19 protein-coding genes, 1 pseudogene and 1 riboswitch are annotated in these 22,776 nt (G+C 38.7%); of the genes and pseudogenes, 8 read left to right on the top strand and 12 right to left on the bottom strand.

Annotated features, from left to right (window positions below; all coding sequences use genetic code 11):
• Positions 1-129 precede the first annotated feature (129 nt).
• From ACYZ0U_RS11070 to mqnE, 5 genes and pseudogenes are all read right to left on the bottom strand, one after another.
• Entirely contained in the window at positions 130-939 is an 810-nt protein-coding gene (locus tag ACYZ0U_RS11070) for an SDR family oxidoreductase (protein WP_461452197.1), read from the bottom strand.
• A gap of 263 nt (positions 940-1,202) precedes the next feature.
• Positions 1,203-2,012, bottom strand: a complete 810-nt coding sequence (locus ACYZ0U_RS11065) for a DnaJ domain-containing protein (protein WP_461452195.1) — start codon at positions 2,010-2,012, stop codon at positions 1,203-1,205.
• A 163-nt stretch (positions 2,013-2,175) separates the two neighbouring features.
• Complete coding sequence (locus tag ACYZ0U_RS11060; protein ID WP_461452193.1) at positions 2,176-2,916, bottom strand: menaquinone biosynthetic enzyme MqnA/MqnD family protein; 741 nt, start codon at positions 2,914-2,916, stop codon at positions 2,176-2,178.
• A gap of 69 nt (positions 2,917-2,985) precedes the next feature.
• A pseudogene (locus tag ACYZ0U_RS11055) lies at positions 2,986-3,611 on the bottom strand (histidine phosphatase family protein).
• 66 nt (positions 3,612-3,677) lie between these two features.
• Entirely contained in the window at positions 3,678-4,871 is a 1,194-nt protein-coding gene (gene mqnE / locus ACYZ0U_RS11050) for an aminofutalosine synthase MqnE (RefSeq protein WP_461452191.1), read from the bottom strand.
• A 140-nt stretch (positions 4,872-5,011) separates the two neighbouring features.
• Between mqnE and ACYZ0U_RS11045 the strand changes: the two genes are divergently transcribed.
• The 4 genes from ACYZ0U_RS11045 (at position 5,012) to ACYZ0U_RS11030 (ending at position 10,300) form a co-directional block, all read left to right on the top strand.
• Entirely contained in the window at positions 5,012-6,127 is a 1,116-nt protein-coding gene (locus ACYZ0U_RS11045; protein ID WP_461452189.1) for a trans-sulfuration enzyme family protein, read from the top strand.
• A 134-nt stretch (positions 6,128-6,261) separates the two neighbouring features.
• A riboswitch (SAM riboswitch) is annotated at positions 6,262-6,371 on the top strand.
• Positions 6,372-6,613: 242 nt separating this feature from the next.
• The gene (locus tag ACYZ0U_RS11040) at positions 6,614-7,933 is read left to right on the top strand and encodes an O-acetylhomoserine aminocarboxypropyltransferase/cysteine synthase family protein (protein WP_461452188.1); all 1,320 of its coding nucleotides are present in this window, start codon (positions 6,614-6,616) and stop codon (positions 7,931-7,933) included.
• A gap of 73 nt (positions 7,934-8,006) precedes the next feature.
• Positions 8,007-9,062, top strand: coding sequence for a homoserine O-acetyltransferase family protein (locus tag ACYZ0U_RS11035; protein WP_461452186.1), 1,056 nt, complete (start codon positions 8,007-8,009; stop codon positions 9,060-9,062).
• Positions 9,062-10,300, top strand: coding sequence for a homoserine dehydrogenase (locus tag ACYZ0U_RS11030; protein ID WP_461452184.1), 1,239 nt, complete (start codon positions 9,062-9,064; stop codon positions 10,298-10,300). Before ACYZ0U_RS11035 ends, ACYZ0U_RS11030 begins: the two co-directional genes overlap by 1 nt.
• A 69-nt stretch (positions 10,301-10,369) precedes the next feature.
• Here ACYZ0U_RS11030 and ACYZ0U_RS11025 read toward each other — a convergent pair whose 3' ends face one another.
• The 3 genes from ACYZ0U_RS11025 to ACYZ0U_RS11015 are packed head-to-tail and all read right to left on the bottom strand — an operon-like array spanning position 10,370 to position 15,958.
• Positions 10,370-11,932 carry a dihydrolipoamide acetyltransferase family protein gene (locus tag ACYZ0U_RS11025; RefSeq protein WP_461452182.1) on the bottom strand — a complete coding sequence of 521 codons (1,563 nt, stop codon included), beginning with the start codon at positions 11,930-11,932 and terminating at the stop codon, positions 10,370-10,372.
• A gap of 46 nt (positions 11,933-11,978) precedes the next feature.
• Positions 11,979-13,235: a competence/damage-inducible protein A gene (locus ACYZ0U_RS11020; RefSeq protein ID WP_461452180.1), complete on the bottom strand. Its 1,257-nt coding sequence runs from the start codon at positions 13,233-13,235 to the stop codon at positions 11,979-11,981.
• 2 nt (positions 13,236-13,237) lie between these two features.
• A complete protein-coding gene (locus ACYZ0U_RS11015; protein ID WP_461452179.1) occupies positions 13,238-15,958 on the bottom strand; it encodes a putative LPS assembly protein LptD in 2,721 nt (906 codons plus the stop codon).
• Positions 15,959-16,011: 53 nt separating this feature from the next.
• Between ACYZ0U_RS11015 and ACYZ0U_RS11010 the strand changes: the two genes are divergently transcribed.
• Entirely contained in the window at positions 16,012-16,899 is an 888-nt protein-coding gene (locus ACYZ0U_RS11010; protein ID WP_461452177.1) for an N-acetylmuramoyl-L-alanine amidase family protein, read from the top strand.
• 77 nt (positions 16,900-16,976) lie between these two features.
• The gene (locus ACYZ0U_RS11005) at positions 16,977-17,921 is read left to right on the top strand and encodes an MlaD family protein (RefSeq protein ID WP_461452175.1); all 945 of its coding nucleotides are present in this window, start codon (positions 16,977-16,979) and stop codon (positions 17,919-17,921) included.
• 8 nt (positions 17,922-17,929) lie between these two features.
• On the opposite strand, the gene ACYZ0U_RS11000 is transcribed toward ACYZ0U_RS11005, so the two are convergent.
• From ACYZ0U_RS11000 to ACYZ0U_RS10985, 4 genes are all read right to left on the bottom strand, one after another.
• The gene (locus ACYZ0U_RS11000; RefSeq protein WP_461452173.1) at positions 17,930-18,847 is read right to left on the bottom strand and encodes a ribonuclease Z; all 918 of its coding nucleotides are present in this window, start codon (positions 18,845-18,847) and stop codon (positions 17,930-17,932) included.
• 22 nt (positions 18,848-18,869) lie between these two features.
• Positions 18,870-19,247 (bottom strand): STAS domain-containing protein, encoded by a 378-nt coding sequence (locus ACYZ0U_RS10995; protein WP_461452171.1) that lies wholly within the window; start codon positions 19,245-19,247, stop codon positions 18,870-18,872.
• A 47-nt stretch (positions 19,248-19,294) separates the two neighbouring features.
• Positions 19,295-20,242: a phosphoribosylaminoimidazolesuccinocarboxamide synthase gene (locus ACYZ0U_RS10990; RefSeq protein WP_461452170.1), complete on the bottom strand. Its 948-nt coding sequence runs from the start codon at positions 20,240-20,242 to the stop codon at positions 19,295-19,297.
• A 146-nt stretch (positions 20,243-20,388) separates the two neighbouring features.
• The gene (locus ACYZ0U_RS10985; protein ID WP_461452168.1) at positions 20,389-21,351 is read right to left on the bottom strand and encodes a PhoH family protein; all 963 of its coding nucleotides are present in this window, start codon (positions 21,349-21,351) and stop codon (positions 20,389-20,391) included.
• A gap of 102 nt (positions 21,352-21,453) precedes the next feature.
• On the opposite strand from ACYZ0U_RS10985, the gene ACYZ0U_RS10980 reads away from it, so the two are divergent.
• Entirely contained in the window at positions 21,454-22,230 is a 777-nt protein-coding gene (locus tag ACYZ0U_RS10980; protein WP_461452167.1) for an SAM hydrolase/SAM-dependent halogenase family protein, read from the top strand.
• 5 nt (positions 22,231-22,235) lie between these two features.
• Positions 22,236-22,754 carry a hypothetical protein gene (locus ACYZ0U_RS10975; RefSeq protein WP_461452165.1) on the top strand — a complete coding sequence of 173 codons (519 nt, stop codon included), beginning with the start codon at positions 22,236-22,238 and terminating at the stop codon, positions 22,752-22,754.
• The last annotated feature ends 22 nt before the right edge of the window (positions 22,755-22,776 follow it).

Raw genomic sequence — 22,776 nt, 5'->3', positions numbered from 1 at the left:
AGCATCTAAAATTTAAATTTTCTCAATCTACTTAGTGTATAAATTACAATGTGTAAAATATACACTAAGTACTAATACGCCTGCTAAATCGATAATTGGCGCTATTCGAAGCTTTTTTTAGCAAACTAATCAACCATTATCGGCAAAGCCCGGGTATAAGGTCATGCCGCCATCAACAAAAATAGTGGTACCTGTAATATAATCCGCTTCATCCGAAGCTAACCATGAAGCAACCTTGCCAATATCTTCAGGCTCACCTATCCGGCCATAAGGTACTAACGTTAATAAACTTTTTAAAGCTTCGGGTGTGCTCCAGGCTGATTGATTGATATGTGTTTGAATAGCACCCGGGCCAATTGATACAACTCTGATCTTATGTGGAGCTAACTCCTGGGCCAGGGTTTTCATCATCATCATAACGCCACCTTTACTTGTTGCATAGTTCACGTGACCGCCCCATGGAATTACTTCGTGTACACTGCTCATGCAAATGATCTTGCCTGCAGCCTTGCTCCTGCCTTCAACAACACCGCGCTTAATAAATTCCTTTGCTGCTTCGCGGGCGCATAGAAACTGGCCGGTTAAGTTTATGCCGATTACTGTATTCCATTGCTCCATGGTCATATCCACAAATTTAGAGTCACGCTGCAAACCTGCGTTATTCACTAAGATGTCAACAGTACCATACTGGCTATACATTTCGGCAAACATAGCCTGTACTTCAGCTTCGTTACTCACATCAGCATGAATGGCGTATGCTTGTCCGCCGGCCGAAGTGATTTCGTCTACAGTTTGCTGTGCTACTTCATGCGCATCTACGTGGTTTATAATAACTTTCGCGCCTGCCATGGCTAAAGCCACGGCTACAGCTTTACCTATTCCGCTGTCCGCGCCGGTAACCAGGGCTGCCTGTCCCTGTAATTTTTGAATTTGATCCATATTATGAGATGTGATTATACCTGTTAAGATAGCAATGAAATTGCAGGTATTTAGTTTTGAAAAAGAAAAGATATTATCAATTGTTAATTTAAGCTTAACAAGGCAAAGTACTGACAAAATAGTGTCAGCACTTTTATAAAATGTTGTTTGTAAATTAGTAGTATTATTTAATGATTGTATCGGCACCGGATAATTACAATCAATCTTATTGATCATTAAATTTTGCACATGTGAAAGTGCAAAAATCGTTCTTTGAAATTTTATTATTTAGTTTGCACTACCCACTTTGGTATATAACCGGTGTTGTTATTATAACGCACTTTATAGTAACGCTCTCCTCTTTCAAGTACATCAACCTGTGAATAATTTGGTATCTGCTGCACTACTTCTGAACTCAGGTTATCTTGCTCACGCATATTAATAATACCGGTTACATTAGCTTTTACCATAGTGCTGTATAAAAAGTTGTTATTTACAGCTATAATTTTAACCGGCTTTGGCGCCACAAGTGCAATTTTTACAGGATGCGGTTTTGGTTTAATAGTATCTGTCTTTACAGGCGTTATTGCTTTAATAATTTTTGGAGAGCTAGCAGCAACAATTTCAGGTTTTATAAAATGCTTTTTTTTATGATGCCTGGTTTTAGTAATAGTTACAACTGGTAACGCGGTTAAAGCTGGTTGAGAATTTATTTTTTCTGGAGTATTCATCGCCTTTATAACGTAATCGCCAAAAATACAGGTTATCGAAATTAAAACAAGGGTAAATAAAATATCGATTGCCCGCCTGGTTTTGGCAATTGCGGATGGACGGGTTTTAAAACTGCCGTTTGTTGTTGCCTTTATATTTTGGCTGCTTTTGAATTTGCTTAAGGTATCATCGTATTGTTTTCGCCGAACAGGATCGTTTAAAACCTCGTAAGCAAGTTGAATCTCTTTAAAACGATCTTCAAAATATTTGTCATTCTGGTTCAGGTCAGGATGAAATTTTTTAGACAACTTACGATAAGCCTCCTTAATTTCAATCGAAGAGCAATTAACGTCCGTACCTAAAATATAATAAAAGTCCTTCATGCCCAATTAACAAACAGCTAATGCCTGTTTGATTAATTTTTAAGCATTTAGTTTAATCTTTATTAAAAAAAACGTCATTGCGAGCGAAGCGTGGCAATCCTTGACTTGCAGAGCCGCCTTTATAACTTGGGATTTCCGCACTTCGCTCGCAATGACGCGGGTACTAAAGTTCTTTAATATACTTTAAAAACAAATGCAAAGCCTCTTTTTTACCTTCGTTAAGATCAAAATCAAGCTTATGCATCAGGTAATCTTCCAGGTCAAAATCGCTTCGTGGAGTTAATTTCTTAATTACTTCTGCACGATGATCTAAACCGAACTTTAAAACATGGTTAAATTCGTTTATAAAATCTTTGGGGATAGGTTTATTAGCGATCCAAGCTGCAAAGCAGAAAGGCAGACCTGTAAATCTTTGCCATTCTTCAGCAAGATCGTATACATATTTGTATTTCTCTTTTTTACCAAAGGTTCGGTCACCAATTAAAACACATGCAGTTTCAGGATCGTTTGAAGTTGTATAATCCCCGGCACCAATAATTAATTCGGGATTCACTTTCCAAAAGTTTTTTAATAAAACTTTCGCTAAATTATTTGAGGAACGTGATTCCGGATCAAGCTGTAATTTCTTTATATCATTAATATCGCAATTGCTAAAAATAAATACAGAATTAACCGCGCCGACGGCGCCTATGCAATAGTCGGATACGATTTCCCAATAAGGCATACTTAACGTTGCCGCTACAGGTATAAGGCCAATATCAACTACATCATCAATTAGTTTTTGGGCACAGTCAGTTGGGTTATCAAGGCTGAGTTCTATTTTATTAATGAAGTCGGTATGTTGTATGCCGTATATAAATGGTTTGGTGTTAGTATAACTAACTGCCGATATTTTGAATTTCATTTTTTTTAAATATCAAGTGCATAGCATCAAGTTTTCAGCTTTTTGAGCAATTGGTCTTCCTATTTGCTACTAATTACTTAATACTTTTAAGTGTGATGAATTATTAGCGTCTACAATCTCAAATTTTTCACCATCATAAGTTATTTTATATAACACCAGGTTTTGATGCGGGAAGGTTTCCATCTCACTAAGCGGTTTGCCACTTAACCAGCAAAGCAATAAACGTAACGCCCGGCCATGCATACAGATCAAAACTGTTTCTTCCTCCGGTTGACTCATAATAATATCCATAGCTTCTTTTTGCCTGGCCATTACCTGGTTAGGGCTTTCGCCACCTTCAAATTTACTATCTAAGTTCCCGTCCACCCAATCACGAACCAGTTTTAAAAATTGCACGGTGGTATCTGGTGTGCTTATTTGGCCCTCATGTATGCCCCAGGCAAGCTCATCGAGTCCTGACAGTTTTTGTACGGGATACCCAGATCAATAAATTGCTGAATGCTTTGTTGAGTACGCTTTAGTTCCGAGATATAGATCTTATTGAATGGCACATCCTTGTAGGCATTAAAAAATAATGCAGCCTGTTTGCGACCTTCATCGTTCAAATCGGTGTTCATCCCCCGCCCCTGCACAATTCCCTGTTTATTCAGGTCTGTTTGCCCATGGCGAACGATATATAATGTTTTTTGTATCATTTATTTTGACCAAAATTGTCAAAGTAAAATCAAACACTTATGTTAAATTTTACTTGGCTATTTAGTTTAGTTAATTACAGGCAATTTGTAAAATGATGGCTTAATTTCCTCCGGAAATTTATAATTATCGTAATCCGTGATCACATTGTACAAGGTATCACGCTCTATTGGGTGCCTGCCTACGTTCTTAATTAATTCAACCAATTCTTTAGTGCTCATGCCGGGGGTTTGCTCTTCGCTGCCCGCCATCGAATAAATTTTGGTGGTGTCATCCAACGTACCGTCAATATCATCCACACCAAAATTAAGTGAAAGCTGCGCTGTGGTGCGGCTGATCATCGCCCAATAAGATTTAATGTGATCGAAATTATCCAGATAGATTCTTGCAATAGCATAATTACGCAGATCCTCTATAACTGTTGACTCCGGAACATCCGACATTTGGTTGTCCTTATTCCTGAATTTAAGCGGTATAAAGGTTTGGAAGCCGCCTGTTTTATCCTGCAAGGTGCGCAACCTGTCCATATGATCAATACGATGCCAAAACTTCTCAATATGGCCATAGAGCATAGTGGCATTTGAGCGCATGCCCAGTTTATGCCATTCTTCATGTATGGCCAGCCATTGATCGCCGGTACATTTATCTTTAGAGATCAGATCCCTAACTTCCGGGTGGAAAATTTCTGCACCGCCGCCGGGGATCGATTCTAAACCCGCTTCTTTCATCAGGCGCATGCCGGTAGCATAATCTATCTTAGCTTTTTTAAATATATAATGGTATTCAACCGGGGTTAGCGCCTTTACATGCAAATCGGGGCGGTGTTCTTTTATCTTGGTAAACAATTCCGAATAAAAAGCCACATCATATTGCGGCAATACACCACCAACAATATGCACCTCGGTAACGGGTTCGTTATCATATTTTTTTACGATGTTGAGCATATCCTCCATGGTATACTCCCACCCCTCTGAGCGCTGTTTGATCAGCCTTGAATAAGAGCAGAATTTGCAATCGTAAACACAAAGATTCGTAGGCTCAATATGGAAATTACGGTTAAAATATGTTTTATCGCCGTGACGCTTTTCGCGTATATAGTTGGCAAGGATGCCAAGATAACCCAGTTCGCCTTTTTCAAAAAGTAAAACACCTTCATCAAAAGTAACTCGCTCGGCATTCAGCACTTTTTCTGCAATGTGTTTTAAATCAGCAGGTAAATCCGGGTTTTGTATTAATAGCTGTAAATTACGTGCTGCTTCCATTAAAAATACTTTGTACAAAAGTAATAAATGTTAATGTAATAGCGATGTAATATCTGTGTTGGAACATTTGTAAAACTCAAATGTGATCATCGTTGTAACCTTTTCAAACTAATAATCACCAAAAAGTTTATGTTTGCTTTATGAAAATTGAGACCATCGCCATACATGCAGGCAACAAAGATGATAAAGGTACAGGAGCTGTAATACAACCCATTACCATGTCGACAACGTTTGAACGTAACGAAGAGGGTGGCTACAACAGCGGTTATATCTATAGTCGTTCATCAAACCCGAACCGTACATCGCTGGAGCATGTACTGACGCAATTGGAACGCGGTGCAGATGCCGCGGCATTTTCATCAGGTAACGCAGCGGGAATGGCCGTTTTTCAATCACTAAAACCCGGCACGCATGTTATTTTACCCGACGATATGTACCATGGCCTGCGCAACCAGGTAAAAAATTTATTTGCGGATATTTTAGAGTTTGATTTTATCGAGATCAATAATACGGATGTTTTACAGCAACATATTAAACCAAATACAGGATTGATTTGGATTGAAACACCATCGAACCCGCTGTTAAAAATTACAGATATAAAAAAGGTTATCAGCATAGCAAAAGCATGTAGCATCAAAATAGCTTGCGATAATACTTTTGCAACGCCAATATTTCAACATCCATTAGCGTTGGGCGCCGACCTGGTCATGCACTCTTCCACCAAATACTTTGGGGGACATAGCGACCTAATGGGCGGGGCATTAATTACTGCCGAAAAAAGCGATTGGTGGGCAAAAATTCGCCAGGTGCAAGAAATGGGCGGTGCTATCCCTTCGCCTATGGATTGTTATTATTTAGTTCGTAGTATTAAAACCCTACCTTATCGCATGGCCGGTCATGCTAAAAATGCCCTTTTATTAGCTGAATATTTGGAAAAACATCCAAAAGTGGAAAAAGTGCTTTATCCCGGATTGCCATCGCATCCGCAATACGAAATCATTAAACAACAAATGAATGGCTTCGGCGGCATGCTTTCTGTGCTTATCAAAGGAGGTGAAGAAGAAGCAAAACAGGTGATTAACAGCTTGACTCTATTTGCACGGGCAACAAGTTTAGGTGGCGTTGAAAGTTTAATTGAGCACCGAGCCTCCATCGAAGGCCCGGACACTAAAACGCCAAGAAATTTGCTGAGGGTATCTGTCGGATTAGAGCATATTGATGATTTAATTGAAGATATGAGTAAGGCTTTAGGATAGAATCTTGAACTCAATTATTCTTTAAATCTATATTTTTAAAATAAAATTTGGTTCGTAAACTATTAACGCCCTATATTTGCAATCATATTTGGTAGCGATACTAAATCCAGATCAATTCCCTTCAAAAAGGTTTTGATTTATAAAGAAGCGGCGAGAGATCAGGCTCAACTACCCGCTGGCAACCCTTAAAGTTTTAAGAAGGTGCCAATTCCTGGCCCGGTAAATACCCCGGGGGATATAAATTAACGACCATGAAAAGTTTAAAAAACATCCCGTCATTCAGTGATGCCCTATGTGGCAATTTAGTTTCTGCGTATAGCTATTCTACAGGCTGTATTTGCATGTGTTGCTGCTGTTGTTGAACCAGTACACGTCTATTCTTTCGTAATTTTTGAAAAAACGCGTGTTACCTGCGGTGGATAATATTATCCAATCGTACCCCAGCCAACAAATTCAAATTTTTAATCACCTGTAAAACACTAAGTCATGTCAAACTTAAAATTCGAAACCCTACAACTACACGCCGGACAACAAGCTGATGCAACAACAGGCTCACGCGCTGTACCGCTATATCAAACAACTTCTTACGTTTTTAAAAACGCACAGCATGGGGCAAACCTGTTCGCCTTAAAAGAATTCGGCAACATTTATACCCGCCTGATGAACCCAACTACCGATGTATTCGAACAGCGCGTAGCGACATTAGAAGGCGGTGTTGCTGCGTTGGCAACAGCATCGGGACAAGCGGCACAATTCCTGGCTTTAAATAATATACTTCAAGCCGGGGATAACTTTGTAACCTCACCTTTCCTTTATGGAGGTACCTACAATCAATTTAAAGTAGCGTTTAAACGCTTAGGTATCGATGCGCGTTTCGCGAAAGATGACCAGGCTGAAAATATCGAAAAACTGATCGATAAAAACACTAAAGCTATTTATTTAGAAACCATAGGCAACCCGGGCTTTAATATCCCTGACTTTGAAAAGCTAGCTGCGGTTGCCAAACAGCATGACTTGCCTTTGATCGTTGATAATACCTTTGGCGCAGGCGGATACTTATTTCAGCCACTAAAACATGGTGCCCACATTGTAGTGGAATCTGCCACCAAATGGATTGGCGGACATGGTACTACCATCGGAGGTGTAATTGTTGATGGCGGTAATTATAATTGGGGTAATGGCAAATTCCCGCAGTTCACCGAACCGTCTGCAGGCTATCACGGATTAGTTTTCGCTGATGTATTTGGCGTTGATGGGCCTTTTGGCAACATTCAATTCATTATCCGTGCACGTGTTGAAGGCTTAAGAGATTTCGGCCCGTCACAAGCACCTTTCAATAGCTGGTTATTATTGCAGGGACTGGAAACGCTTTCGTTAAGGGTACAACGTCACACAGATAACGCGCTTGAATTAGCGAAATGGCTGGAAGCCCATCCACAGGTAGAAAAGGTAAACTACCCGGGTTTAACATCATCGCCATACCACGCATTGGCCAAAAAATATTTAAAAAATGGTTTTGGCGGGGTGCTTTCTTTCGAGATCAAGGGCGACAAAGAAAATGCCTCTCATTTTATTCACAGCCTGCAATTGGCAAGTCACTTGGCTAATGTGGGTGATGCAAAAACATTAATTATACAACCTTCAGCAACTACGCATCAGCAATTATCTGATGAAGAGCAATTGACAGCAGGCGTTACCCCGGCCCTGTTACGCGTATCGGTTGGGATTGAACATATAGATGATATTAAAGCAGATTTTGAACAAGCATTTATTAAAATACAGGAGCTTACAGCAGAGTTAATATAATTTTTTAAGTTATAATAATGTTGTTATAGATGCTTTGCTTAAAAAGAAAGCGCTTGTAACGACAAAAAGAAACATGAGTACACAGATTTTTAAAAGTTTAAAACCGTTTCAGTTCGAGTCAGGACAAAAAGTGCAGAACCTGGAAATAGGTTATCACACTTACGGGAAGTTGAATGCAAGCAAGGATAATGTAGTTTGGGTATGCCATGCGCTTACTGCAAATTCCGATGTATTAGATTGGTGGAAAGGCCTTTTTGGCGAGAATGATTATTTCAATCCTGAAGATCATTTTATCATTTGTGCTAACATTTTAGGTTCGCCTTACGGAACAACAAATCCGTTGAGCGAAAATCCTGTAACCAGTCAGCCCTATTATTTGGCTTATCCGCAATTTACTGTACGTGATATTGTAAATGCACACCATTTATTAGCGGAGCACCTTAAAATAAAAGAGATCGGCATATTGATCGGTGGTTCCCTGGGTGGACAGCAAGCTATTGAATGGGCAATCATCGAGCCGGAACGCATTAAAAATCTCATCCTGATCGCTACAAATGCCCGCCATTCTCCTTGGGGAATTGCGTTTAATGAATCACAACGTTTGGCTTTAACTGCCGATCGTACCTTTTACTCAAATTCGCCTGATGGGGGACAAAAAGGCTTGAAAGCAGCGCGCAGTATAGCGCTTCTATCGTACCGTGGTTACAAAACCTATTCTGTAAGCCAGCAGGATGAGGATGATAACATCAGCGATGAGCATCGTGCATCATCCTACCAAAACTACCAGGGTCAAAAGCTGGTAAACAGGTTTAATGCTTACAGCTATTGGTATTTGAGCAAAGCGATGGACTCGCATAATGTGGGTCGTGACCGTAAAGGTGTTGAAAAAGCATTAAGCAACATCAAAGCCAAAACATTGGTTATCGGTATCAAATCTGATGTATTGTTTCCTATTGAGGAGCAGCAATACCTGTTCAGGCATATTCCTAAAGCGGCATTTGCTGAGTTGGATTCCTTTTACGGGCACGACGGATTTTTAATTGAAACAGAAGCATTAACAAATATCATCACTTCCTTTTTCAAAACAGACGTTAAAGGAAAAATTATAGAGTTACAGAGAACAGCATAATGAGTAAAAAGTTAAACATAGGTTTATTTGGTTTTGGAGTTGTCGGCCAGGGATTGAACGATATTATCCGGACAAAAAACCTCAATTTGGAAATAGTTAAGATCGCTATAAAAAACCCGGATAAAAAACGCTCGCTACCGGCAGAATTATTTACTACTGATAGGGATGAAATACTAAATAACCCGGAGATCAATACCATCGTCGAGCTGATCAATGACACTGAAGCAGCATTCGAGATCGTATCACGTGCATTAAGATCAGGCAAAAATGTGGTATCGGCCAGCAAAAAAATGATCGCTACGCATTTGGAAGAATTGATCGCATTACAACAGGAATATGGTACTTCTTTATTGTATGAAGGTGCGGTTTGCGGCAGTATCCCGATCATCCGTAACCTGGAAGAGTATTATGATAATGAATTGCTGCACTCTATAAGTGGTATTTTTAATGGTTCCTCTAACTATATCCTTTCCAAAGGCTTTTTAGAAAATTTGGATTATGACAGCGCATTAAAACAAGCCCAGGACCTTGGTTTTGCCGAAACCGATCCAACAATGGATGTTGGCGGTTATGATGCTAAATTTAAACTGGTTATTGCGGCATCACATGCATACGGTATAATTGTTAAACCTGAAGAGGTATTAAATATAGGCATACAAAATCTTGCAGCCAGCGATCTGCAGTATGCCCGCGAGAAAAATCTGAAGATAAAACTGGTTCCGGTTGCTAAGGAGTTGGACGACAGGCATATCACGATGTTTGTTCTGCCAAAATTCGTGAACGAAACCGAATTTTTATACAATGTTGAATATGAATATAATGGTGTAACTGTACAAGCTGCATTCGCCGATCAACAATTCTTTTTTGGTAAGGGAGCCGGTGGACACCCTACAGGATCAGCGGTATTATCTGATATCGCGGCACTACGTTATGACTACCAGTACGAATACAAAAAAGCAAAAGCTAAAAAGGACCTTAATTTTACTAATGATATTGAACTGAATATTTACCTGCGTTACGAGGATGAGTATTTGGTTGAGGCTTTACAGTTTAATCACATCCAGGAGCGTTACTACTCAGATAGTTATAAATTTGTGATCGGTAAGATCAACCTGCAAAGTTTGATTGACAACAAACAACGCATTGACAACAATAAGGCTTTTGTGGCATTCGCCGATCAACTGACAGGTGTAACTTTAGCTCAAGAAGCCAAATTTGCAGCAGAAGTGCTTAATTAGAATTTTTTGATTATAGTTTTTACACTAAAGGCTCCAAAAAGGAGCCTTTAGTGTTTATATATGTTTAGATTAAACTTCTCTGTTGATATCCCAGTTTTCCAGGTAATCAGCTACCTTTTTAACGAACATACCGCCTAATGCACCGTCAACCACACGGTGATCGTATGATAGTGAAAGGAACATCATGTGACGAATACCGATCATGTCTCCAAGTTTAGTTTCTATAACAGCAGGTTTCTTTTTAATTGCGCCTACTGCCAATATCGCTACCTGCGGTTGGTTGATAATTGGCGTACCCATAACATTACCAAACGAACCAACATTAGTGATAGTGAAAGTACCCTCCTTAACATCATCCGGTAATAATTTGCTGTTACGTGCACGATTAGCCAGGTCATTAACTGCTTTGGTTAAACCTACCAGGTTAAGTTCATCAGCTTTTTTAATAACCGGAACAATCAGGTTACCATTAGGTAACGCAGTTGCCATACTAATGTTAATATCTTTCTTTTTGATGATTTGCGTGCCATTTACAGATATGTTGATCATCGGGAAATCTTTAATGGCTTTTACTACGGCTTCAATAAATATTGGCGTAAAGGTTATCTTTTCGCCTTCACGGGCTTCAAATTTATCTTTAACACGGTCGCGCCATTTAACCAACGCGGTTACATCTGCCTCAACAAACGAGGTTACGTGTGGAGATGTATGCTTGCTGTAAACCATATGCTCAGCAATCAACTTACGCATACGATCCATTTCGATGATTTCCACTTCGCCTGAAACCGATGTTGCTTTTGGTTCAGATTTTGGCTGTGTTGTTGGTTGTCGTGGCTTATTTTCAGCCGCAGTTTTTTGTTCTGCAACCGGTTGTGGTTTTGGCGAATTAAATACAGGCGTTGGTTGCGGCGCGGATGCTAACGGCTCAACAACAGTAGTAGCAATAGGTTCAGCAGCAATAACAGGTTCTGCTTTAGGCGCTTCCGTCTTAACAGGTTCCGGCGTTGCTACCGGCTGTTGTAAATTTGACCTGTTTTGAATATATGCTAAAAGATCATCTTTAGTTAAACGGCCTTCAGTTCCTGATCCTGGAATACGGTCGAGTTCAGCACTGCCAATTCCCTCCTGTGAAGCAATGCTTCTAACCAAAGGAGAATAAAATCTTACAGCATCACTAACCGGAGCAGATTGCGTTGTCGGTATTGAATTTTGATTCAGTTGCTCAATGCCCGGTATCTTTTCGGTAATGGGTTCTGCAACCGGATCTTCTTCTTTAATCGGGGTTGAAACCGGTTTCGGCTCCTGTTGTGCTATCGGTGCCGCATGAGTTTCAGGCTCTGCTTGTTTTACAGGTTCGATAACTTGTGCAGCTTCCTGTACATTGCTGCCAGCACTGGTTTCTATGGTGGCAATAACTGCACCTACCTGTACTACATCATCTGCCGCATAAAGTTGTTCTGATAATATTCCCGCTACAGGCGATGGAACTTCTGAGTCGACTTTATCAGTCGCAATTTCCATTACGGTTTCGTCAACCTCTACATAATCTCCCGGTTTTTTTAACCATTTGATTATGGTTGCTTCCGCAACACTCTCGCCCATTTTAGGTAGTAATAGCTGATATTTGGCCATACAAAAATTATATACTTAGTCTGGTCAAAATTAATCAAAGGATAGCTTACTTACCACTATCTTTAAGTAAAGTATTCAACATAATTAATGCCGAAATCGCGCTTCTTTCGATGTTTTGGGCACGTTTACTACCAAATGTGAATTTCTTTATTTGTGTTTTACCCGCAGTTGCCACTCCTATCCAAACAGTGCCAACAGGCTTATCTTCAGTGCCTCCATCGGGTCCCGCGATACCTGTAACAGCAATGGCATAATCCGACTTAAACTGATGCAGAGCGCCCTCAACCATCTCGGTAACAGTTTGTTCACTAACGGCACCATATTTTGCCAAAGTTTCGGCTTTAACACCTAATATGCTTTCTTTTAATTCGTAGGAATAACTGATCGCGCCGCCTAAAAACATCTTAGATGCGCCCGCATGTTGCGTAAATAAATGTGATATGTAACCACCTGTGCAACTCTCGGCAATTGAAAGTGTTTGACCTTTTTCTGCCAGTTTATTCATAATCACCTTTTCAAGCGGGATATCTTCCTCGGCCACTACAACATTGCCTACACGTTCAATTATACGGGCGGCGTATTCGTTAACCTTTTGTTTTAATAAGGTTTCATTTTCGCCATAGGCGCTTAATCTTAAACGCACCTGGCCTAACTTTGGCAGATAAGCTAATTTAACGTATGTTGGCAAGTCATCTTCAATATCAGCAATCCGGTTAGCAAGGTAAGATTCACCTTCGCCTGCAGTTAATATGGTTTTATGTATAATGAAAGGTAGTTTTAGTGTCGATTTTAGTTTCGGTATCACCTCTTCCTCAATCATATACATCATTTCAAAGGGTACTCCCGGCATCGATACATAAATTTTACCCTCATGGTTAAACCACATTCCCGGAGCAGTGCCATTTTTATTCAGGATAACCTCACAATTTTCGGGAACTAATGCCTGTTGTTTGTTAACTTCCAACAATTCAGCATCCTCACCACGAAGGCGTTTAAAGATGCGCTGCACATTATCAAGCGCATCTTTGTTTTCAACTAATCCAACTCCGAAATAAGCCGCTAAAGTTTTTTTGGTGATATCATCTTTTGTCGGGCCTAATCCGCCTGTTATCAAAATAATATCGGCACGTTTACTTGCTTCTTTTAATGCAGTTAAAATATGATCGCGATCATCAGAAACAGATGAGATCTGTTTAACCCTAATACCTGCACTATTCAATTGCCGGGCAATAAATGCTGAGTTGGTATCAACAATTTGTCCTATTAATATTTCGTCGCCTATGGTAATTATTTCTGCAAGCATAATTATTGATTGTTAAAATAAGGGCTGCTGGTGTAATCGCTTTTCTTACTTAACTTCAAATCCTGCAATATTGTTGATTTAACCCGCAAAGTAACATTATATGATTTATAATAGCCAAATGGTAACCATTGAAAGCTAAGATCCCAACAGTGCAAATCACGATAAATAGAGAATGATGTAGCGCTGCCTAACTGCCTGGCCCTTAAATCATAGTTAGTTGTATATTGCACTTTCCATTTGTCCGTTAGGTTAACATCCCCGCTTAGCATAAGTGTATTGGCAATGCTTGTATTGGTTATATTATTAGCGTAAGAAAAGTTATAATTGAATGAAATGTTCCACGGCACTTTAAAATCAACATATGCGCCGGGATCGCTATTTAATAAAGCCAGCCTATTGGCTTGTTGTCCGTTTGTGTTATTTACTAAAGCACCAACCGGAGGGGTAGTAGCATTTTTTTGGAAGGTTGAGGGATTAAGGCTACCACTTATAGACATTGAAAAAGATGATAATGTTGGTAGCCTGCCATCTTGAAAACTATACCTGTTTACAGTCTGTACATACTTATTTATTTGTCCCCCGCTTACAGAATCACGAAGATTAGTTTCATAAGGATTTAATGATCCCGAGAAAGTAACGTTAACTTTTTCGTGAAATAACGCTGTATGGCCACTAAATGATATTTGTGATAATTTAAAAGAGTCAGCCGCGAAGTTATATGAAGTAGCGAAAGTTAACCCGTCGATAATTTTAATTTTCCTATCTGTTTGTGATGTATCAGTAGCTTTTGCACGCACTTTGGCTTCAATGGTATTGTCGATGCTTAAATTTAAGGCTGCTTCCTTACCTGCTGTTGGCCCGCCATATACTCCATTTTGAAAAATTGAATAATTAGTGACGGTTGCTGGATACGGAATAACAGCATTACTTACCACTGTTTTATAATACCCAAAACTTGGGTCTGAAAAATCAGGATGATATGATAAGGATAATGATGGAGTCATTACCTCACGTATAGCTTTTAACTTGCTATGTTTAAATTGCGCTAAAAAATAAACTTTAGTTGAAACACCTGCACTTAATGTATATTCCCCTGCTCTTTTAAAACCACTTACAGTGTCAATTACCGGTGCATCAGGATTTATCAGGTTATTTCTATCATATGATTCTTTAATGGATTGCAAATACCATTGTTCGGTATAAGTAGCCGATGCGCTAAATTGAAAATATTTTGCAAAGGTTTGGTTAAAGCCAATTGGTATTTGGTGTTCCAAACCATTTTGCATACGCTTAAATAAAGTGCTACCTTTAAACAACTCATTTTCGGGTACAGCATTAATATTATTTTCTGCTTGTAAACTATACCCTACAGTAATTTTTTGATACCATTTTTGTTCTCCAACCCTATCCTTAGAATCGAAAGGATTTATTGTAGACATGTTAAAACTAACAGTAGGTAAATTTAAAGTTACTGTTTTTGCGGTTAAATCCTGACTATGCGATAACGCAATGTTTAAGTTAAATGGCGTACCTAACCACTGTTTGCTATAAGAAATACTTGAGCTTAAGTTATTTTGTGTAAGCGCCTGTAAATTATAGTTTACCGAAGTTGGGTTATTTTGATAGAAACTTGATGTTCCAGCATTAACAGAAGCACTAAAAGTACTACCCGGGCTCGAATTTGGATTTTTTGTATGTGACCAGGTAATGTTAAAATCCTTTGAAGGAGGATCGCCTTCAAGCCCATAATTGTGCGAACCATAACTTAGAGATAAGTTACCTGAATATTCGTACCTGTTTAAGTAATGAACAGTTTCATTAAGCTCATATGACCCTTTTGAATAATATGTTCCCTCTGTTGTAAAGTCTACATAGTCATTAAGCGCAAGATAATACCCAAGGTTTCTTACATAAAAACCTAATTGCGCGTCTTCACCAAAAGTTGGCAAGATTACACCCGAAGTTTTATGATCTGGCTTCGGGAAAAACCCAAACGGTATGGCAAGCGGTAATGGTACCCCTTCTACTTCAAGATAAGCCGGGCCGGATATAATCCTATTCTTTTCACCTATACCTTTCGTTATAACAATTCCAAAATCAGTTTCAGGGAATGGCTTATCACAGGTACTAAAAAGAACATTTCTATAGGCGGCCTCATCATCATTCAATTTTTTAACCTGCCCGCCCGAAATATAGTTACCTTCCTGTTGCGATGCCGGGTTGTAAACCTTTCCCTTTTTTGATTTGTAATCAAATAACAGCGAATCTGATTCAACGGGTTTATCTTTCCCTTGTTTTGTTATTGGGCGCCCAATATACCTATGCGTAACCGGATCAATACTCCCGCTGGCAAATATCAAGTGATTTTTTTGATCAACCCGTATAAAGTCGGCATCCATTTCAACATCCTGGTACTTTACACGTGCATGCCCATACAGGTAAAGTATTTTGTGTACATTATCGGTTATTGTTGAGTCATCATCACTAAACTTTAATTCAGAGTCAAGCCCATCTTTGCTTTTTCTTTTAGATGTATCTGTTTTAGCGCCTTTATTAAGCGGAGATTGCTTAATTTTAAGAAGTTTTTTGTCTTTTGTTGAATCAAGTTTTATAATAGTATCCGCAACAGGCTTGTAATTGTTCCGATTGCTTTTTCTGGAAGCAGCTGAAACATTAACTATTAACACAATTTCGAGCAGAAAAAACAGTTTAATGAATTTCAAAGTGGATTACGAATAGTATTTTTGCAGAAATAATTTAACAGCGCCCAAACATAATGAAAATAAAAATATTGAAAAGATTGATTTGCACATTCTCCCTTGTATTAACATCCTTTTCGCTATTTTCTTTACCTATATATAATTTAAAAAACGATACGCTTAATGGTTCCGGCTATAAGCTCAGAACTGTAATTATTGATGCCGGACACGGTGAATATGCACCTCCGGGTGTAGGCGGGCATTATTCTCGTGGCGCATCGGGGTCATACTCATTTGAAAGAGATGTAACGCTAGCAATTGCCCTAAAATTGCAAACCGCGATAGAAAAAGAGTTATCGGGCGTAAAAGTTGTTTTAACACGCAGCACAAACGAAGATGTATCATGGGAGAAACGTTCAGAAATTGCGAATGAGAGCCATGGAGACGTTTTTATTTCTATTCATTGCAATTCGCTTCCTGATAAAGTTGAGTATTCGCACGGGCGCCGCATACATGTTCCTGATCGGTCTGGTAAAGGGGTATTATTGTTAGTTTATGGTTTTCATCGTACCAAAGAAGAAGAATCTGTCATACGCAAAAAACTAAATGAAGATGAGGCTGTTGACGAGACCGGTAATGGCGGGGGCGATCCAAATGATCCAACTACAGTTATATTGATGAATGCCATAAAAACCAAATATCGAAAACAAAGTATCCACTTAGCTGATTTGATCAATAATGAATTTGTTGATCACGACGGCAGGCATAGTGATGGTGTGATTGAGCAAGGTGTGCTGGTACTTTGCCATAGCGCCATGCCGGCTGTTTTGGTCGAGACTGGTTTTATCAACAACCCGGATGACGAGGCTTATTTAAATTCACAATCAGGGCAAGATGAAATAGTGGCCTCCATAATTAGAGCATTAACAAATTATAAAAAAGAGGTTGAGGATGCAGCAGAATAACAATCTTTACTAAACGGTGTCGGATTTATTCGGTATTTGATTTAAATTTGACAACTACAACTACACACATTACATTGATGAAAATATCAAACGAAACCAAAATCGGGATTTTAACAGTGATCGCACTTGCCGTATTAATATTAGGATACAGCTATTTGAGTGGAAATGATGTTTTTTCCCGTTCAAACAAATATTATGCTATCTACAATAGTGTTGATGGCTTAACAGTATCCAAACCTGTACTGGTTAACGGTTTTCAAATAGGCCAGGTATCAAAAATGGAGCTTCGACCAGATGGCCGTACCGTAGTTGAGTTTAGAATAGACCCTCAATATAATGTTCCATCAAATACACATGCTCAATTAATTAGTACTGATTTGTTAGGCGGAAAAGCGATTAAATTTGACTACGGTGACAGTAAACAAACTGCACCTGATAAAGATACGCTTCAAGCTGATATACAAGGCAGTTTAGCAGAAAGTTTGCAACCAATACAAATGAAAGCTCAACATCTAATTTCAAAATTAGATTCATCGCTTGCTGCTGTTAACAAAATATTAAATCCTGATTTTCAGAAAAATGTGGACAGGAGCTTTACCAGCATAGCCAACTCATTACAAACTTTAGAGGGGACAACTAAAAAAATTGATGCATTGGTAGGTACACAATCTGATCATATTAACGGAATAATGACTAATGCTGAGGTTGTATCAGGTAACTTAAAAACCAGCACCTCACACCTTGACGCTATCTCAACAAATTTTGAGAGCTTTAGTAATCAGTTGGCATCATCAAACATAAAACAAACTTTAGGTAGTGCTAACCAGGCTTTAGCCGACTTACAGGCAACCATAGGTAAAATCAATAACGGACAGGGATCATTAGGCTTGTTGATAAATGACAACAATATGTACAAAAATTTAAATGATGCTACTGCTAATTTAAATAACTTGTTTATCGATATTAAAGCTCACCCAAAACGTTATGTAAGCTTTTCAGTATTTGGAGGTAAGAAAGATTAGTTAAAAAGCTAATCGCCTATTATAAAAGCTTTGCCCTCAATAGCTAGTTCTGTATTAGGGAAAACTGTTTTGGCTTCATCGAGCAATTCATTTAACGTTTTATACCGCGCTGAGAAGTGCCCCAATAATAATTCTTTGGCGCCCACTGCACATGCAACCGTTGCTGCTTGGAGTGCAGTTGTATGATAAGTGCTTTTTGCACGTTCCAGCATATCATGCAAAAAAGTAGCTTCGTGATATAACAGCGTTACGTTTTTTATTTGTTCAAAATATTTTTCAGTGTAAATTGTGTCTGAGCAAAATGCATAGCTTTTAGGTTCTTCAGGGTCTAGGGTAAGAGTGCTGTTTTTATAAACCGTTCCGTCATTAGCAGTATAATCATTTCCTTTTTTTAATGCGGTATAATACTCAGCGGGTATGTTTAATTCTTCCAGTTTTTCTTTGATTAGCTTACGATTTCGTTTTTTTTGTTTAAATAAAAAACCGGTACAATCTATCCTGTGATCAAGCGGTATGCTTTCTACAATTACATCCTGGTTGCTTAATATAATTTCTGCAGTGTGCGGATTGGTATCAACATAATCAATTTGATATTGCAATACCGTTTCTGAATATTTTAACTGAAGGTTCACAATCTCTTTTAAAGGAGCCGGCGCAAAGATTGTTATTGATTTAGTTCTTCCGTTTAAATGCAAAGAAGACAATAAGCCTACCAGCCCAAGATAATGATCGCCATGAAGGTGACTAATGAAAATATACTCAATCCGGCTCGACTTAATGCCGAACCGTAACATTTGCTGTTGGGTACCTTCAGCACAGTCAATAAGGTATAGGTGCTCGTTGATATTTAGCGCCTGTGAAGTTGGATTTCTGTTAAAAATTGGTGTTGCGGAACTGCTGCCTAGTATTGTTACCTCAAATTTCATAAAGGGTAAACAATAAAGGGTGCTATTTTGCTTCTCTTTTTAAATCTTTTTCTACCTCTCCGGAAAATATCAGATCAAGTGCCTCTTCAGTACCGGGTACAATGGAAAGTACATTGTCTAATTGTGAAATATTGATAAGCCTTGATACAGCATCACAAAGGTTAGTTAGTATAAATAATCCGCTTGCGTTTTTACAGAGGCGGTGGCCTACTAATAAACTACTTAAACCTGAAGAGTCGGCAAACTTAACCTGTGAAAGGTCAAGAATTATATTACGTTGACCTTCAGCGTTCATCAAGATTAGTTCTGATTTTAATTGCGGGGTAACTAATGAATTTAGCTTGGATTCATTAAGCTTAACCAAAATGTATTTCTCGTGTTTATCAACAGCAAATTTCATTTTCGAAAATTATTTAAGCTAATATATTAACTTTAATTATAATATTTTTATAAAACTGAAGTTATCGCATGATTAATTGCGCTTTCAACTCTTTTTAGCACATTTATGCTATCTGGTTTTACAAACGTTTCACCTGTGATTTTTTCATAAAGCTCAATATATCGCTCAGATATGGATTGTACAATTTCGGGGGTCATCTCTGGTACAACCTGACCGTCTTTACCTTGAAACCCATTTTCTATCAACCATTTACGCACAAATTCCTTCGAAAGTTGTTTTTGTTGTTCGCCTTTATCCTGGCGCGCTTCGTAGCCTTCGCTATAAAAATACCTTGATGAATCCGGTGTATGAATCTCGTCTATCAAAAATATCTCATCACCAACTTTACCAAACTCGTATTTGGTATCAACCAAAATAAGGCCTTGCTTTGCCGCTATCTCGGTACCGCGCTGATATAATGCACGGGTGTATTTCTCCAGTTTAACATAATCATCTTCGGAAACAATTCCTTTAGCCAATATTTGCTCACGCGATATATCCTCATCATGGCCTACTGCTGCTTTGGTAGTTGGGGTAATTATAGGCTCAGGCAATTTATCATTTTCCTTAAGCCCTTCTGGTAGGCTAACACCGCAAACCTCTCTTCTATCGGCTGCATATTCACGTGCAGCGTGGCCTGCAAGATAACCACGGATGACCATCTCCACCTTAAATGGCTCACAAATGCGACCGATAGTTACACTTGGGTCAGGTATATTTATTACCCAGTTAGGTACTATATCAGCTGTAGCCTTTAAAAAGCCTGCAGCAATTTGATTTAAAACCTGCCCTTTATAAGGAATAGGTTCCGGCAGTACAACATCAAACGCTGATATACGGTCGCTCACTACCATTACCAGGTATTTATTATCTATCGTGTAAACGTCACGTACTTTCCCCTTGTAAAAACTCGTCTGTCCCGGAAAGTTAAAATGTGTTTCTTTTATTGCATTCATTTTTTGAGAGTCAAGAGTCAAGAGTCAAGAATCAAGACAAGAAAAATCTTGCGCATTAATTCTTAACTCTCGCCTCTATTTTATTTATCAGTCAAAAATAAGATAAGAAAATCTTATATCTTGATTCTTAGCTCTTGATTCTATTCTTATTGTATATCTCCGTAAGCTGCTAATATCTTCCTTACTAATTTGTGTCTTACCACGTCTTCTCCGCTTAGGTATACTATTTCTATGCCACTGATGTCAGTTAATATCCTTAGTGCAGTGTGCAAGCCTGATTGTTGTTTTTTAGGTAGATCTATCTGGGTAACATCACCTGTAACAATAAATTTAGCTGATGGGCCCATACGTGTTAAAAACATCTTTAACTGCATGTCGGTAGCATTTTGTGCTTCATCCAAAATCACAAAGCAGTTGTCCAAAGTACGTCCGCGCATAAATGCTAATGGAGCAATCTCAATGGTGCGATTTTCCAGGTAAACCTTTAGTTTTTCAGCCGGGATCATATCATCCAAAGCATCATATAAAGGTCGCAAATACGGATCTATCTTTTCCTTTAGATCGCCCGGCAAAAAGCCCAGGTTCTCCCCTGCCTCAACAGCCGGCCGGGTAAGTATTATACGTTTGATCTCTTTATTCTTCAACGCGCGTACAGCTAAAGCAACCGCGGTATAAGTTTTACCGGTACCCGCAGGGCCAATGGCAAAAAGAATATCGCTTTTGTTAATGCAATCAACCATTTTGCGCTGGTTAGCCGTACGTGCTTTAACCATCACGCCATTAGGGCCAAATACAATTACTTCACCGCTGGCAAATTTATCAACAGCAGTTTCAGTTGTTGCAGATGCTGAAGCTGATTTAGTACCCAGTATCCGTTCAAGATCAGTAATATTCAAGGTCTCAAACTTCTCCACATGGGCTAATAAGTGATTAAACCTTTCCTGAAAAACAGCAATCTCGTGTTCATCTCCCAAAACCTTAACATCGCTGCCCCGGGCAACTAATTTAAGCTTAGGATATTGCTTTTTAATGATCTCAAAATGATCATTATTCGGTCCCCATAATACAGCGGGGTTAACGTTTTCAATTGATAATTTAAGTTCGTTCAATACAAATTGATTTAATTAGTTGCAGATTTTTATGAATTAAAAATTGAATATTTGCAGCTGCTAATGCCTCTACAAGATTAGTAATAAATTTTTTAAATATTAATGGCAATAATAACATTAACTACAGATTTGGGCGATAAGGATATTTACCAGGCTGCACTAAAAGGCAGCATCCTTAAGCTTTTACCGTCTGTAAATATTGTTGACATCACCAACAACGTTTCCGCTTTCAATATACAGCAAGCGGCATTCATTTTAAAAAATAGTTTTCATTATTTTCCTGACAATACGGTGCATTTAATTGGTATTGATACGGTGTTTAACACATCAACCAAATACCTGGCAATAAAATATAAGAACCATTATTTTGTTGGTGCCGATAATGGTATTTTCTCATTGATGTTCAATACGGTTCCTACCGAAATGGTGGAGATCAACATCATGCAGGATCTTAAATTTTTACACTTCCCATTGGCTGATATTTTTGTTAAGGCCGCCTGTCACTTAGCAAACGGAGGTAAACTGGAAGAAATCGGTGAACCGGTTAGCTCTATTGAAAATAAAATGAACCTGCATCCGATATTGGAGAAAAACCTGATCAAGGGCTCTGTTATCTACATCGATTCGTTTCAGAACGTAATTACCAATATAACCAAAGAATTTTTTAACAGTGTACAACAAGGTAGGCGATTTATTTTGTACTTTAAGCGAAATGAAACGATCAGCGAATTAAGCTGGCATTACAACGAAGTGCCCGAAGGCGAAAAACTATGTTTATTTGGCATAAGCGATCACCTGGAGATAGCTATCAATAAAGGTAATGCAAGTGGTTTATTAGGTTTAAACCTCGGCGATAGCGTGATACTCGATTTTCAATAAAATATATGAAAAAGGCACTACTCTTTACTCTACTATTCTTTTTCCTGGTTAATGCTTTCGCGCAGGTTGGTACTGATTCCGCCGCGTACCAAGCTCAACGCACAAAAATTAACAGTATGCTTGCTGTCAGAAAACAAAAGTTCGGACAGTATGACCAAAGCCTTAGCCAGCATACCGGCATATTCGGATTACAAACTAAAAAAGATATTCGTCATTCCAATGATATTTTGATGGATATTGTCAAAACAGATAATGACATTTTTGTACAGACGAAAATATTGCTCGATTACCGCACTTTTCAGCAAAATCAAGCACAAAGCCATGCTGCTGAAGTTGATAACAGCGCTACTGGCTATATGTCAACCATTAATAAGTTAAGAATTGAGAATGACAAGCTAAAGCTTAATGCCGAAATGGCTGACAAACAGCAATCCAAAACTTCAAAAATAGCTACTGTTATAATCTTTTTATTGCTGTTTATTATTATACTATTATTAAGGGCAAAATACGTTAAGAAAGTTTAGTTGTTCGTTATATTGTATACCC

The organism is Mucilaginibacter sp. (assembly GCF_965225845.1).
Lineage (GTDB): Bacteria > Bacteroidota > Bacteroidia > Sphingobacteriales > Sphingobacteriaceae > Mucilaginibacter.
The sequence above is the reverse complement of the archived record's forward strand: the minus strand, read 5'-3'. Positions and strand labels throughout refer to the sequence as shown.

Coding starts and splice junctions, on each gene's coding strand:
- ACYZ0U_RS11070 (WP_461452197.1), bottom strand. CDS start 939: ATGGATCAAATTCAAAAATTACAGGGACAGGCAGCCCTGGTTACCGGC.
- ACYZ0U_RS11065 (WP_461452195.1), bottom strand. CDS start 2,012: ATGAAGGACTTTTATTATATTTTAGGTACGGACGTTAATTGCTCTTCG.
- ACYZ0U_RS11060 (WP_461452193.1), bottom strand. CDS start 2,916: ATGAAATTCAAAATATCGGCAGTTAGTTATACTAACACCAAACCATTT.
- mqnE (WP_461452191.1), bottom strand. CDS start 4,871: ATGGAAGCAGCACGTAATTTACAGCTATTAATACAAAACCCGGATTTA.
- ACYZ0U_RS11045 (WP_461452189.1), top strand. CDS start 5,012: ATGAAAATTGAGACCATCGCCATACATGCAGGCAACAAAGATGATAAA.
- ACYZ0U_RS11040 (WP_461452188.1), top strand. CDS start 6,614: ATGTCAAACTTAAAATTCGAAACCCTACAACTACACGCCGGACAACAA.
- ACYZ0U_RS11035 (WP_461452186.1), top strand. CDS start 8,007: ATGAGTACACAGATTTTTAAAAGTTTAAAACCGTTTCAGTTCGAGTCA.
- ACYZ0U_RS11030 (WP_461452184.1), top strand. CDS start 9,062: ATGAGTAAAAAGTTAAACATAGGTTTATTTGGTTTTGGAGTTGTCGGC.
- ACYZ0U_RS11025 (WP_461452182.1), bottom strand. CDS start 11,932: ATGGCCAAATATCAGCTATTACTACCTAAAATGGGCGAGAGTGTTGCG.
- ACYZ0U_RS11020 (WP_461452180.1), bottom strand. CDS start 13,235: ATGCTTGCAGAAATAATTACCATAGGCGACGAAATATTAATAGGACAA.
- ACYZ0U_RS11010 (WP_461452177.1), top strand. CDS start 16,012: ATGAAAATAAAAATATTGAAAAGATTGATTTGCACATTCTCCCTTGTA.
- ACYZ0U_RS11005 (WP_461452175.1), top strand. CDS start 16,977: ATGAAAATATCAAACGAAACCAAAATCGGGATTTTAACAGTGATCGCA.
- ACYZ0U_RS11000 (WP_461452173.1), bottom strand. CDS start 18,847: ATGAAATTTGAGGTAACAATACTAGGCAGCAGTTCCGCAACACCAATT.
- ACYZ0U_RS10995 (WP_461452171.1), bottom strand. CDS start 19,247: ATGAAATTTGCTGTTGATAAACACGAGAAATACATTTTGGTTAAGCTT.
- ACYZ0U_RS10990 (WP_461452170.1), bottom strand. CDS start 20,242: ATGAATGCAATAAAAGAAACACATTTTAACTTTCCGGGACAGACGAGT.
- ACYZ0U_RS10980 (WP_461452167.1), top strand. CDS start 21,454: ATGGCAATAATAACATTAACTACAGATTTGGGCGATAAGGATATTTAC.
- ACYZ0U_RS10975 (WP_461452165.1), top strand. CDS start 22,236: ATGAAAAAGGCACTACTCTTTACTCTACTATTCTTTTTCCTGGTTAAT.